Here is a 13,119-nt window from a genome sequence, read left to right as displayed (position 1 = left end):
TCCGGCGAGTGAAGGAGGGCTGAGACGGTGTCGTTGCTGTCCCAGATGTTCGCCGCCCCCGCCACCCATGAGGTGGCGGGCCCGGTGAGCGCCTTGCTGTCCGACCCGGCACGTCCCGGGAAACTGGATCTGTCGGCCCCGCCGCCGGAGCCGACGGCTGCGGGGCCCGTACCCCCGGCGGAGCGGGCGGCGGCGTGGCTTCCCGGCGGCCCGACCGGCTTGGGCACATCAGCGGCCAGGGCCCTCCTTCCGCCGCCCGCTGGCGACGGCCGGTCAGCTCCTGCCTCCGTGGCCCGGCCCAGCGCCGGTGACCCGATTCCGGGCCTGCACTGTCCGCCCGCCGTGCCCGCCGACCCGGCCAAGGTCGCCGAGGTGGACCGGCGACTCGAAGCCTGGGCCCGTGAGCTCGCCCTGTTTCCCCCTGAATGGGCAGGGGACTTCGCTGGATTCCAGGTCGGTCGCGCGGTCGTCCTGCAGCACCCAGCGGCGGCCGATCTGGAGCGGCTCGTCGTCGCGGGCAAACTGCTGGTCGCGGAGAACGTCGTCGATGACTGCTACTGCGAGGATTACGGCGGGTCCCCCGTCGGCCTGGGCGGCCGGCTCATCATCGCGCAGAGCGCCTTGGACCCCCTGCACACCGCGGACGGCTACCAGCAGCAGTGGCAGGAGGGGCTGGGCGCGGACGCTCCGCTGCGCTCCTACGCCGATGCGATCCGCGCCTTCCGGGACATCGCCACTCCCAGCCAGGTCACACGGTTCATCCACGACATCGCACGCCTGCACCTGGGGTATCTCGCCGAGGGCGCCTGGGCGCAGACCCGCACCACCCCACCGGTGTGGCAGTACCTGGTGATGCGGCAGTTCAACAACTTCCGCCCCTGCCTGTCCATCGTGGACGCCGTTGACGGCTACGAACTGCCCGAACCGCTTTACTCCCGCCCTGAGGTCCAGCGCGTCACCGCGCTGGCCTGCAACGCCACCACGCTCGTCAACGACTTGTACTCCTTCACCAAAGAGATGGCCATCGACGAGCACCACCTGAACCTCCCGGTGGTGATCGCCGCCGAGGAGCGCCGCGGCCTGAAGGACGCCTACCTGAAGGCCGTCGACATCCACAACGAGATCATGCACGCCTTCGAGGACGAATCCTCCGTCCTGGCCGCCCAGGACCCGGTCCTGGCCCGCTACACCACCGGCCTCGCCGCCTGGGTTGCCGGCAACCACGAATGGCACCACACCAACATCTACCGCTACTCCCTGCCCAACTACTGGTGAGAGAAGGCAACCGCATGACCACCACAGCGCACCGAGCTGGCGCGGCAGCAGCCCCGGCCATCAGTCCGTACCAGGAGTCGGTGGCCGACTACTGGAACCGCGAGAAGAACCCCGTCAACCTCCGGCTGGGCGAGGTCGACGGTTTCTACCATCACCACTACGGCATCGGCGACGTCGACTGGTCGGTCCTGGAGGGCCCCCAGGACACCCGCGACGAGCGCATCATTGCCGAACTGCACCGCCTGGAGTGCGCCCAGGCCGACTTCCTCGTCGACCACCTCGGCGCCATCACCCCCAACGACCGCCTCCTGGACTCCGGCTGCGGCCGGGGCGGCGGCAGTCTTGTCGCCAACAAGCGGTTCAACTGCCACGTGGACGGGATTTCCATCTCCGAGACCCAGGTGGCCTTTGCCATGGCGCAGGCCGAGAAGCACGGTGTGGACGGCAAGGTGCGCTTCCGCCTCAAGAACATGCTCGACACCGGCTTTGAGACCGGCTCGTTCCGCGCCATCTGGAACAACGAGTCCACGATGTACGTCGACCTGTCGACACTGTTCGGCGAATACGCCCGCCTCCTCGCACGCGGCGGCCGGTACGTCACCATCACCGGCTGCTACAACGACACGTACGGGCTGCCCTCCCGCGAGGTCTCGACGATCAACGCCCACTACATCTGCGACATCCACCCCCGCTCCACCTACTTCAAGGAGATGGCGAACAACCGGCTCGTGCCGATCAGCGTGGTGGACCTCACCGCGGCGACCATCCCGTACTGGGAGTTGCGCGCCAGGTCCTCCCTGGTCACCGGCATCGAGGACACGTTCCTGACCGCGTACAAGAACGGCAGCTTCCAGTACCTGCTGATCGCCGCCGACCGGATCTGATCTCGTCGACCCGCTTGCGGGACGCACCCCGGACACGCGGGCACGCGTCCCGCAGCACCCCCGTCAGAAGTCCAGATAGGAGAGTCTGCTCCCCGATGGATCCCGCACCGACACAGTGGGTCCCAGACCTGCTCACCAAGAGGAGGCACAACACCGCCGACCAGAACTCGTGCGGCACAGACTCCGATGGGGATACCGCACACAGCCATCTCCCGGACGAACCTGAGCCACCCGACGACCGTCTCGACAACACAACCACCAAGCGTTCTCCCTCCCGCAGGCCTCCAGCCGATCGATGACGGAGAACCCCGCGGCTACTGACGAGCGAGCACCGGAATCCGCTCCCGCCTCGTCCCCTGCCCGGGCAGGCTCGCGCCGAAATCCCCGCTCGGTTCCCAATACCAAGCCCAAGGGGCCCGTCCCCTCTCCCGGGCGCAAAACTGCCTGCCCGTATTGGCGGCCTACTCGTACGCCCAGGCCTGAGCTGCTGATCCGCTCGCCGAACCGGCAAACCAACAGCGACGCCTCCGAGCCCTGATGGCTCTGCATCACGCAGTCCGCCCCAGCTGCGACCTCGGTGGCCGCAGCCTGACGACGGCGGCGCTGGGCGCGGACCGCCTCGATCGGGGCCGGCGCATCGTCCACCACGGTCTCCGAATCGGGGAACGCCTTGGCGCTGAGCGCGCGCATCGGCCGGATCTGCCGCTCAACCGCCGCGCGTCGACCGGGGCCGGCCGACGGCCCACATACGCTATAGTTGATCTTGACAGTTCGCCGCAACTCAGGGTGACTGACGCTGCGTTGGTGGTCCAAGGAAAGACGTCCCGCTTCCTACGGGGAAATGCAGGTGCAAGGCCTGCCCGGCGCTCGCTCACGAAGCCCTTCCCCCGCCGGGGAAGGGCTTCGTCACGCTCCCCGTGCCCTGGAGAACTTCCGCGCGACTCTCACCCACGAAGGCTGCTTCGCCGCGGCGACCAGATCGGGAAAGTGCCGCCGGATCAGACTGCCGCGCCGTGACTGCAGGAGCGTCGGCTCGCCCGGCCGGGCCGGGGGCCTCCCCATGGGCTCGTGGTGGTCAAGCTCGGCACCCGGCTCGACAACGTCCGCAAACGCGCCGCGAAGCTCCCCGAGCAGCGCCGGACGGACCTCAACCAACTCGGCATGCACTGGTAGACGGTCGGGGTGCAGACACGAGAGGGGCCCGGATTCGATGGGCCCCTCCCGCGTCTGCTCGCCCGTCCGTTCCTGGGGCGCTGGGCGGGTGCCATGGCGCTCTGTTCACCGCGGCGCGGTGAACACCGAGGCACCGTCGCGCGCGGCCCCACCGACGCGCGAGAGGGACTGGCCGGCCACCGATCCCCGAGGCGCTCCCCGCCCACCCGCCCCCACCTCTCCCTTTCGGTAGGCGGGCGGCAGGGGGTGCGCAGAGGGGATGTCAGCATCCCGACCACGCCCCTACGGGCATGGTGACCAGTGCAAACGCCCGGTACCCCGAAAGGCGGGCGCAGGAGATGCCGCAGCAGGAGGCTCCAGGGGATACCCCTGGAGGGAGGAGCGGCTGGTGGAGTGGAGGGGCCACCCCCCGGCCTCGGGCATACGACGAGCCGACACCCCGGCCTGATGCTGGAGAGAAGCTGCCTGCCCGCGTTGTCAACTGCTCGATGAGGACGGGGCCCACCCGCGAGGCGGGAAGATGGCGAGCCGCCTCGAGCTCGCCCGCGGGTTCGTCGGCGGGTTCGTCGGCGGGCTCCTGGACGACGAGGCCGGAACCGGGGCGCACCGAATCGAAGTCGAGCGTGAGGTCGGCGTGCCACACGTCGACGAGGATGCGCTTGAGGTACGGGATGGAGTGGCCCCAGCCCTCGCGGAGTGCCAGGGCCATAGCCGCCGCCTCACACGGTGACCAGGACGGTCGGCTTGTCCTTGAGCACTGGGCTGCCCAGGGGCGCCCCGGCGATGACCAGGTCGACCCAGGTCTTGAAGTGCTGGGAGACACCGAGGTTGTACAGCGGCACGGCCAGCACCACCTCCTCGGCGGCCTCCAGTTCCGAGGCGAGCGATCCGGCGAGCGTGAGCGCGTCTCGCGGGGTGGACGTGCGGTCGAGGGTTTACCTGTCTCTGCAGAGGTCCTCGTCGGGCTCCCAGCTCACGTAGAACTCCTCAGGGTCACGTCGAGGACGACTTCGTCACCAAGGCCTCCGAGTTCCCAGAGTTCCTCGCTCTCGACACCGAGGTCGCAGGCGGAGCAGGCGAAGACGTAGGGCGTGAAGACCACGACGGGCTCGTTCGTCTCGTCGATATGAGTGTCACCCATGAGCCAGCCCTTCGAGCCGCAGGCCGGGCAGGGCCTCTCTTCATCGTGCTCCATGTATCTCGGCGACTGCCGCGTGATCGTCGCCGCGCGATCTCACGCTCTTTCGCCGCCAAGTGTCCGTAACGCTGTTCGAAGAGAGTTCGCGCCCTGGCAAGCTTGCCCTCCAACTGGATGCGGACGGCCTTGACCTGCTCCTCGATCAGCCTGTCGTGCAGCGAGACGTAGCCGCCCCAGTATGCCTTCGGGTCGATCTCCAACTCGGTGAGCAACGGATCGATCAGCCGGAGGCAGGTGGTGAAGATGCCCTTGAACCGAGCCGCACCCAAATTACTTGTGCGGCGCGGGCCCCGTTGTGGAGCGGATCACCAGTTCGGGGTCGAAGAAGAGTTCTCCCGTCGGTACTTCGCGGTTACTGACGAGCGACAGGACGCTGCGGCCGACTTCGAGGGCGAGCCGGTCGGCCGGCTGCCTCACGGTGGTCAGGGGCGGATCGACAAACTCCGTGATCATGGAGCCGTCGTAGCCCACGACGGAGACATCCCCAGGGACCGAGAATCCCTGTCGGCGGATGCCGCGAATCGCGCCGAGGGCCATGTAGTCGCTGGCTGCGACGATGCCGGTGGCACCGAGCTGTAGCAGGGTATGCGCGGCTGCCTGACCGCCTTCGACGGTGTAGGACTGCCTTATCACCCAGCGTTCGGCGTCCTTGCTGCCCCGTTTGGCCATGGCGTCGAGGAAGCCCTGCACACGCCGGTCGGCCGGGAGGTTGCCGGCCGGCCCGGATGCCATGCCGATGGCGCGGTGACCGAGACGGTGGAGATGGTCCACGGCCAGTTCGGCTGCCAGCGCGTCGTCGGTGGAGAAGACGGGCGCGGGAACGTTGTCGGCGAACCCCCCGTTGACACCGATGTACGGGATACGTCGGGAGCGGAGCATCTCATAGGTTTCGGTGTCGGCACCCTCCACGGTGTTGGACGAGGACAGGAACACGACGGCCGCGATGCCCTTGTCGATGATCGAGGCGATGAACTCCCGTTCCTGGACCCCTCCGGGAAACGCCGGGCACAACACGGCCTTGAGTCCGTGTGGTGCCAGTGCCGCCTCGATGCGTTCGGCGACGTCGGCGAAGAAGGGGTTGGAGACGTGCTCGGTGATCACCGTGACCAGTTGGCCCTCCACGGGCCTTTCGTAGCCGAGTTCTGCCATGGCCTTTTCGACGGCGTCCCTGGTCTTCGTCGCCACTCCTTGACGCCGGTTGATGACCCGGCTGACGGTGGCCTCGCTCACACCCGCCCGGGCAGCGATCTCAACGATGCCGACCTTCATTCGTCCCCTTTTCGCTGGCAGGGTCATGCAGTTTTCCGGATCAGGGCCAGCCCCATGTTCGGCACTGGCAGGTTGTGCAGGCCGGGGGTGAGTGTGATCCGGGTCCGCTCGATGATACGGCCGGAGGGATCACGGATCTCGGCCTCCACCTGCGCTCCCTCATCTTGGACCTCCAGCACCAGCCGGTTTTCGGCAGTCGCGTTGATCAGGACCGTCTCGCGATGGACCGCGGGCTGCACCGGTACGGTCCGGTCGCTGAACACGGACACCACGTTCATCCCGTCCGCTCCGGCCTGCACCAGAGTGTAGAGATCGTCAGGGCGGCCGGGCTCGACCGTTCCGTCGAGCAGTTGGGGGCGCAAGCGGCGCCACTGGGCGAGCCAGAAGCGGACCGCTTCGGCGTGGTCCTCGGGGAGTGCGTCGAGGCGCACGGAGACCTGCGGAACGGAGTGAAGTGCCCCGATGAGCTGCCGTGCGGCGGTCGCCGCGGGGGCCGTGGTGTCCCACAGCAAGGGGTCGGAGTGGACGACACCGCCAACGGCGAGCAGCGCGGTGTCGATCGTGCGGACGCGGTTGGCCGTGGAGTCGGCCGGGCAGTCGAAGGATCTGAGCATGTTGCCGAACGCGGCCATGCCCGGACCGACGTAGGGTTGACGCAGTTCCAGTAGCAGATCGGACCGCTCGGCGAGCAACGCGGTGCGCAGTTCGGTGAGCAGGAGGGTGAGTGCCTGCCCGACATCGCCCCTGCCATCGCCTGCGTAGGCCATGGCTTCGTCGAGGAAGTCGACCTTGAGTCCGTCGAGACCGTAGTCGCGCACCAGGCGCACGCACAGGCGGACGACGTGGGAGCGGACTTCGGGGCTGCGGGGGTCGAGGACGTGAGCACCGGGAACCTTGGCGAGGGCCGGGGCGTAGGAAGCCCATTGCTCGTAGCAGTCGGTCCGGGGGCCCAGGAGCAGAGGCGCGACCCAGGCCATGTAGCGCAGTCCGAGTCGGCGTACGCGGGCGACGTGAGTGGCGAAGTCGGGGAATTTGTCGGGGTCGGGGAGCCAGTCCCCCACCCCCGCGTATCCGCGGCCGCTGCCGAAAATCTGCCAGCCGTCGTCCAGGATGAGCGTGCCGAAGCCCATGTCCGCGGCGAGTGCGGCCTGCTGCTCGACGGCTGTCGCATCGACCTGCTGATTGAAGGCATACCAGGTGCAGTACAGAGGCAGTCGGGCCGCTTCGGGAACTGGCATGACAGCCGGGATCTGCTTTTCGTACCAGCCGCGCAGCAGGCGCATGGCCCAGGCAACTGAGGGGCTGCGCGGTACGAAGAGGATGCGGTGCGGTGTGGTGGAAGGCGGCAGTTCGAGGTGGACGACGTGGGTGTCGTTCTCCTCGGACACTCCGAAGCGCAGGGCGACCTCGGGGACGGGGTCGGCTGCGGCGAATGCGAGCAGTGTGGCGCCCGAGTAGTCGTAGAGGCACCCGGCGGCGAGGCCGTCGATGAGGCTGACCCTGGACCTGCCCTCCCAGTCGGCGACCAGGGTCCGGCTCCAGCCTGCCTTCGGGTGCCAGTAGCCGGCTGTATCGCCAAGCGGGGCGGAGAGCCGGATCTCCACCGGTGAGCCGGGGGCTTCGACATGCAGCATTCTCAGGCCGCCAGGCACTTCGGACAGTGACCAGGCGGGGTCGGCGCCCGGGGCCAGGACGGCGATCTCCACGGTGTCGAGCAGTGGCTCGAAGGTGGCGGGCGCCAGTTCCGCAGTGGTGACGGCCTCGGTGGACTGGGTGCTCACGATCACTCCTTGACAGCACCGGCGAGCAGGCCGGAGACGAAGTGGCGTTGAAGGGCCAGGAAGACGATGATCATGGGAATGGCGGCGACGGCCGTTCCGGTGAGGATGGCCCCGTAGTCGGTGTCGTCGACGCCCTGCAGCGAGGCGAGTGCGACGGGAATGGTGAGGGAGGCATCGTCGCGCAGCACGATCAGGGGCCAGATGAAGTCGTTCCACTGGTAGAGGAACAGGAAGATGCCCAGTGCTGCCAGGGCGGGCCTCATTGGCGGCAGGACGACCCGCAGGAACAGACGCAGTTCGCCGCAGCCGTCCATGCGGCCGGAGTCGAGCAGCTCGTCGGGCAGCGCAGCCATCGACTGGCGCATGAGGAAGATGCCGAACGGCAGCGCCAGATTGGGCATGATCACGGCCTGATACGTGTTGAGCCAGTGCAGCTCGGCCATCATCTTGAACAGCGGAACCAGTGTGACCTGGGTCGGGATGACCAGCCCCAGCATCAGCATGCCGAAGAGCGCATCACGGCCCTTGAAGCGGTACTTGGTGAAGGCGTAGCCGGCCAGCGTGCAGACGGCTCCTGCACAGACTGTGTAAATGACCGCGATGAGCAGAGAGTTGAGCACGACCTGCCCGAAGGACGCGGTCTCCTGCAGGCTGGAGAGGTTCTTGCCGAGGTCCCCGCCAGGAAGCAGTGGTGGCGTGGAGTCGAAGATCTCGTCAGTGCTGTGGGTGCTGGCGATGACGAGCCAGTAGAAGGGAAGGAGTACGGCGGCGAGCGCGATGGCCAGCCCCGAGGTCAGCAGGATGCCGCGGCCTGGGCGGTGCAGGCCGGTGCGTGGTGCGCGGGCGGCGCCACGTGCGGGGGTCGTCATGATTTGTCTCCCAGGACCCGGAACTGGATCAGGCCGAGGACTCCGATCAGCACCGCAAGGACGTAGGCGATGGCCGACGCGTAGCCGAAGTCGAAGTACGTGAAGGCGTTCTGGTACAGGTACACGCCGATGGTCAGCGTCGCGTTGTCGGGGCCGCCGCGGGTGAGGATGTACGGCTCGTCGAAGATCTGCAGGGTGCCGATGGTGGAGAGCACCGTGGCGAGGAGGATCGCCGGACGGAGTCCCGGAAGCGTCACGTGACGGAAGGACTGCCAGGCTCCGGCCCCGTCGACCGAGGCGGCGTCGTACAGCTCCTTGGGAATGGTCTGCAGACGGGCCAGCAGAATCACCGCGTTGTAACCGGTGTAGTGCCAGGTCAGTGCCAGACAGAGGGAGATCTTTGCCCACAGCGGATCAGTCAGCCACGGCACTTCGCCGATTCCGACGAGCGAGAGCAACCAGTTGACCAGCCCGTACTTCTCGTTGAGCAGGACGGAGAAGACGACACCGTACGCCACGAGGCCGGTGACCATCGGCATGAAGAATCCGAGCCGGAACACCGAACGCGCCCGCAGGAAAGCCGAGTTGAAAGCGACGGCCAGGCCAGTGGCAAGCGCCAGCATGATCGGCACCTGGACCACCAGGATGACTGCCGTGTTCTTCAGTGCCGTCCAGAACAGCGGGTCGTCCAGCAGCCGCTTGTAGTTGTCCGCTCCGACGAACGTGTCGACGCCGTCGACCGTCTTGTGGAGGCTGAGAACGAACGACCAGCCGATCGGGTAGAGCTTGAAGGCGGCGAACAGCAGCACGGCGGGCAGGACGAAGGCGTACGGCGCGAGACGGCGGGCGCTCAAGCGCGGTGGTCGGGAGTCGCGCACACCCGCCGATCGCACCGTACGGGTCGGGGAAGTGACAACGCTCATCGGGCGACCTTGCGTCCGGTCTGGGAAGCGAGCTGGTCCGCCGCCGCATGCAGCACCTTGGCCGGGTCGGCGCCCTTGAGCAGCACCTTCGTCTGGGCGTCGGTGACCACCTTGAGCGCTCGGGCGTAGTCGGAGGTGTAGTTGTATGCCGGCGAGGGCGCCTTGAGTGCACCGAAGAAAATCTCACCCTTCTTCTGACCGCCGAAGAACTTCGACGGCTCGTGGAAGACCGGATCGTCGTACGCCTTCAACAGGGCCGGGGCGATCCCCTTGCCCCGGTAGATCTTGACCTGCGACTCGGGCCGCGTCAGCACGAACTCCACGAAGTTCCAGGCCGCGGCCTGGTGCTTGCTGGTACCGGCAACGGCCAGGTGTGTGGAGTTCACGGTGGCGGCGGCGGTCCCGCCGCGGCGTACGGACGGGGGCAGACGCACACCCCACTTGCCCGCCTGGTCGGGGACCGTCTCCTCGATGATGCCGCCGAACCAGGTCGGCCACGGCAGGACCGCCGCCGTTCCCTTCTTGATCGAGCTGATCAGTGCGTTCCAGCCGCCGGAGATGTCGCTGACAAGCCCGGCGTCGTTCATCTTCTTGATGAGCGACATGGCACGCACGGCCTCGGCGGAATCGAGGGTGATGTCGCCGTCGGTGTTGAAATAGAAGCCGCCCTGGAGCTGGAGCAGCAGCTGGAAGAAGTTCGCCGAGTCCTGCTGCGAGGCGGGCTTGTCGATCCCCAGAAGGTACTTGCCCGTCTTCTCCTTGATCTTCTTGCCGGCCTCGATCGCGTCGTCCCAGGTGTCAAGCGCTTCGACATCGACACCGGCTTCCTCGAAGACATCGGCACGGTAGTAGAACCCGGCCGAGTTCGCCTCCCACGGAAGCGCGTTCACCCGCTCGCCCTTGGGCGAGACCGTCTCCCACAAACCCTTCGCGAAGGCGTCCCGGTACTTGTGGGCTCCCAGCTTGCCGAGATCGGCAAGCTGGCCCGGGAAGCGGTCCACGTATCCGGGCAGGTAGTCGACGCCTATGTGCAGTACGTCCGCGAGGCCCGCCCCTCCGGCTGCCATGCCCGTGGTGATCTTGTCCCAGATCGCCGGGTTCCCGATGTCCTGCACGGTCACCTTGATGTCCGGGTACTTCTTGTTGAACGCCGGAACCAGCGCTCGCAACTCCGCCGCCGGGCCCTGCCAGCTCCACACCGTGATTGAGCCCTTGGTGGCGTCACCAAGACCGCCGCCCTGAGCGCCCGCGCTGCCGGTGCCGGAGCAGGCGGTCAGGCCGCCGAGGCCCGCTCCTGCGGCGAGTACGCCGCCCACTCCAAGAACTCTGCGACGGCTCATGTCCATGAGATGACCACCTCTACATGCGGCTCGGACATCGACCGAACGTCGGGTCGACTGGAGGGAAGTTAGCAACCAGCCAATCCAACTTGCAATGGTTGATTGAAAACTTTCTGATCGATTCCGCATCACAAGTCTGCAGGACTATTGCAACCCGTCGAGCGCCGCTGCTAGCTTTCGGCCACTCATTCGAGCCCCGCACTGGAGTACGCCATGAGGCATCGCCGTCCTGTCCGCCTGGCAGTCGTAGCCACACTCGCCACACTCGCCCCGCTCACACCACTGACCCTGGGCAGTCCGGCCATCGCAGCCACCTCAGCGCTGCCCCTCAGCAATCTCGGCTTCGAGGACGGCACCACGGGATGGACGTTCACTTCCGGCACCGGAGTCGCCACCAACGCACCGCACGGTGGCGCAAAGCTCGCCTACCTGGATGCCGGAAGCGGTAACAAGGTGGCGCAGACCATCACGGCGTCCGGTGACGGTACGTACGACTTCTCCGCCTGGATCGCCACCGGCGGCACGGGGGGAAGGTTCGTCGCCCGGGTGAACGGCGCGCAGGCCGGTGCGGTGGATCTGCCCAGCCGGTCCGGCTACGCCCGGTACACGATCAGCCGGGTGTCGCTGAAGAACGGCGACGACCTGGAGCTCGCCTTCGAATCCGGCAGCAATTGGATCAACGCCGACGACGTCATGGTCTCCCCCGCGGCCCCGGTCGACCCGGAGATTTCGTCTTCCGACCCGAAGATCGTCGAGATGTTCAACTGGTCGAAGCGCAAGGCCAACAGCTGGGTTCAGATGCCCGGCGCGACCGGTCCGCTGAACGTCGACGAGAACCACCTGTCCGGCACCGGAACCGGGACCTACGGCCCGTCCTACTGGGCCGGGTATGCGCATCGCAGCGCCTACTACTCACGCGATATGGCCCACCAGCTCGCCGGTGCCTCCATCCTCGGACTGAACGACGCGAACAAGGCCATGCTGCGTGCCTTCGCCGGCTCCGCGACGCCCGAGCACAAGTACTACCCCGTATGGGCCATCAACTTCGACAACAAGACATACCTCTCGATCGACTACCGGAGCCCAACCTCCTTCGTCCGAGAGGTCCCGGCCACGTTCGAGCTGGTAGAGAAGGCCAATCACGCCTACCGCTGGAGTGGCGACAGCGCCTACGTCAACGAGGGCACGCTCTGGGACTTCTACAAGCACGCGACCAAGGACTTCATCGAACTCCACGACGCCAACAAGCCGAACGGTGTCGCCGAAGGCACCGGCAACGGCATCTTCGCGGGCGCCGCCAGCTACAACGAGGTCGGAGAGGAGCACCTGGCCGAGTCCGGGGACTCCATCGGATCCCAGTACCAGGCCTACCGGGCGATGTCCGACCTGGCCGCCGCCAAGGGCGACAGCACCCTGTCCAAGAAGTTCCGGCAGAAGGCCGACAGCCTCAAGTCGTACTTCAACGACACCTGGAGCGGCTCCGGCTCAGGGGCCGACATGGTCCGCGGCTACACCACCGACGGCGAGGCGCTCACCGGCTGGGGCAAGGAGAACAGCTGGTTCATGCCCATGAAACAGATCATGAATCCGGGGGCGCGCGCCGATGCCTACCTGGACTACGTCGACGAGCAAGCGAGCGGCAGCGGCAAGCCGTCCAACGTCGAGGCGATCAGCTACCTGCCGGACACGTTCTTCGCCTACGAGTACAACGACACGGCCTGGAAGTGGATGCAGTACGTCTACGACAAGCGGAACGATCAGCACCCGGTGTCCAAGCAAGGCCCCAACGGCGACTATCCCGAAGTCTCCTACACCCTGCTGAGCCAGACCGTCGAGGGCCTCATGGGCGTGCAGCCCAACGCCCCGGGGCGCGCCCTGAGCACCCAGTCCCGCATGCCCGCCGGAATGGGCTGGCTGCAGATCAAGGACATCAAGATCGGCGGCAACACCTTCACCCTGCGTCATGACGGTGCCACCAAGTCGACCCTGACCAACGCCACGGGTTCGGCCCGCTACAAGTGGGAGGCCCGCTTCCCCGGCAGCCACTCGACAATCAAGGTCAACGGCGTCCCCCAAGCAGTCAAGAAGAAGACCGTCAACGGAAAGACCTGCACCTACGCAAAGGTGTCCGTCGCACCCGGACAGAAGGTCACTGTGCAAGTCTCGTAACGAGGGAGTGTCATGAATTAGCACTACAGCGGTGCTTGAGGTGACGAGGTCGCAGTTCATGGGCTGTGGCCTCGTACACCTGGACGATCTGGAGCACCGAAGACCGGGCAAGCGTCTGGGGTGAGAAGCAGGCCTCCGCCAGCGAGTCCGGCGCCCTGCACGACACACCCATCCGACTGCGACAGAGGCTCGGTCTGCTTGGTCTTCCCGGTGTCGTGGGCGTTTCGGATGCGGCCTC

The 13,119-nt window shown here is 66.9% G+C and carries 11 protein-coding genes; 3 read left to right on the top strand and 8 right to left on the bottom strand.

The annotated features are described in order from the left end of the window. Positions 1-27: 27 nt before the first annotated feature. A complete protein-coding gene (locus OG978_RS44730; protein ID WP_326770804.1) occupies positions 28-1,275 on the top strand; it encodes a family 2 encapsulin nanocompartment cargo protein terpene cyclase in 1,248 nt (415 codons plus the stop codon). A 14-nt stretch (positions 1,276-1,289) separates the two neighbouring features. After that, complete coding sequence (locus OG978_RS44725; RefSeq protein ID WP_326770803.1) at positions 1,290-2,159, top strand: geranyl diphosphate 2-C-methyltransferase; 870 nt, start codon at positions 1,290-1,292, stop codon at positions 2,157-2,159. 1,435 nt (positions 2,160-3,594) lie between these two features. On the opposite strand, the gene OG978_RS48685 is transcribed toward OG978_RS44725, so the two are convergent. The 8 genes from OG978_RS48685 to OG978_RS44690 all read right to left on the bottom strand — a co-directional run bounded on the left by OG978_RS48685 (position 3,595) and on the right by OG978_RS44690 (position 10,718). Then, positions 3,595-4,041, bottom strand: a complete 447-nt coding sequence (locus OG978_RS48685; RefSeq protein ID WP_442817890.1) for a hypothetical protein — start codon at positions 4,039-4,041, stop codon at positions 3,595-3,597. 10 nt (positions 4,042-4,051) lie between these two features. Continuing rightward, the gene (locus OG978_RS48680; RefSeq protein ID WP_442817889.1) at positions 4,052-4,174 is read right to left on the bottom strand and encodes a hypothetical protein; all 123 of its coding nucleotides are present in this window, start codon (positions 4,172-4,174) and stop codon (positions 4,052-4,054) included. Between the two features lie 131 nt (positions 4,175-4,305). Next, on the bottom strand, positions 4,306-4,527 hold the full coding sequence (locus tag OG978_RS44715) for a hypothetical protein (protein WP_326770802.1): 222 nt from the start codon (positions 4,525-4,527) through the stop codon (positions 4,306-4,308). A 273-nt stretch (positions 4,528-4,800) separates the two neighbouring features. Continuing rightward, positions 4,801-5,799 carry a LacI family DNA-binding transcriptional regulator gene (locus OG978_RS44710; RefSeq protein WP_326770801.1) on the bottom strand — a complete coding sequence of 333 codons (999 nt, stop codon included), beginning with the start codon at positions 5,797-5,799 and terminating at the stop codon, positions 4,801-4,803. Between the two features lie 23 nt (positions 5,800-5,822). Next, positions 5,823-7,580, bottom strand: coding sequence for a glycoside hydrolase family 36 protein (locus OG978_RS44705; RefSeq protein ID WP_326770800.1), 1,758 nt, complete (start codon positions 7,578-7,580; stop codon positions 5,823-5,825). A 2-nt stretch (positions 7,581-7,582) separates the two neighbouring features. Beyond that, positions 7,583-8,449 (bottom strand): carbohydrate ABC transporter permease, encoded by an 867-nt coding sequence (locus tag OG978_RS44700; protein ID WP_326770799.1) that lies wholly within the window; start codon positions 8,447-8,449, stop codon positions 7,583-7,585. After that, the gene (locus OG978_RS44695; RefSeq protein WP_326770798.1) at positions 8,446-9,372 is read right to left on the bottom strand and encodes a carbohydrate ABC transporter permease; all 927 of its coding nucleotides are present in this window, start codon (positions 9,370-9,372) and stop codon (positions 8,446-8,448) included. Before OG978_RS44695 ends, OG978_RS44700 begins: the two co-directional genes overlap by 4 nt. Next, the gene (locus tag OG978_RS44690; protein ID WP_326770797.1) at positions 9,369-10,718 is read right to left on the bottom strand and encodes an ABC transporter substrate-binding protein; all 1,350 of its coding nucleotides are present in this window, start codon (positions 10,716-10,718) and stop codon (positions 9,369-9,371) included. Before OG978_RS44690 ends, OG978_RS44695 begins: the two co-directional genes overlap by 4 nt. Before the next feature lie 207 nt (positions 10,719-10,925). Here OG978_RS44690 and OG978_RS44685 point away from each other — a divergent pair, with 207 nt between their 5' ends. After that, on the top strand, positions 10,926-12,881 hold the full coding sequence (locus OG978_RS44685) for a hypothetical protein (protein WP_326770796.1): 1,956 nt from the start codon (positions 10,926-10,928) through the stop codon (positions 12,879-12,881). Positions 12,882-13,119 lie beyond the last annotated feature (238 nt).

Origin of the sequence: Streptomyces sp. NBC_01591 (genome assembly GCF_035918155.1) — a bacterium.
Classification (GTDB): Bacteria; Actinomycetota; Actinomycetes; order Streptomycetales; family Streptomycetaceae; genus Streptomyces.
This window is presented reverse-complemented; position numbering and strand designations above follow the sequence as displayed.

Bases quoted from the DNA above. Each gene is read 5' to 3' on its own strand.
- OG978_RS44715 (WP_326770802.1), bottom strand. From the start codon at position 4,527: ATGGAGCACGATGAAGAGAGGCCCTGCCCGGCCTGCGGCTCGAAGGGC.
- OG978_RS44725 (WP_326770803.1), top strand. From the start codon at position 1,290: ATGACCACCACAGCGCACCGAGCTGGCGCGGCAGCAGCCCCGGCCATC.
- OG978_RS44695 (WP_326770798.1), bottom strand. From the start codon at position 9,372: ATGAGCGTTGTCACTTCCCCGACCCGTACGGTGCGATCGGCGGGTGTG.
- OG978_RS44710 (WP_326770801.1), bottom strand. From the start codon at position 5,799: ATGAAGGTCGGCATCGTTGAGATCGCTGCCCGGGCGGGTGTGAGCGAG.
- OG978_RS44685 (WP_326770796.1), top strand. From the start codon at position 10,926: ATGAGGCATCGCCGTCCTGTCCGCCTGGCAGTCGTAGCCACACTCGCC.
- OG978_RS44700 (WP_326770799.1), bottom strand. From the start codon at position 8,449: ATGACGACCCCCGCACGTGGCGCCGCCCGCGCACCACGCACCGGCCTG.
- OG978_RS48685 (WP_442817890.1), bottom strand. From the start codon at position 4,041: ATGGCCCTGGCACTCCGCGAGGGCTGGGGCCACTCCATCCCGTACCTC.
- OG978_RS44690 (WP_326770797.1), bottom strand. From the start codon at position 10,718: ATGGACATGAGCCGTCGCAGAGTTCTTGGAGTGGGCGGCGTACTCGCC.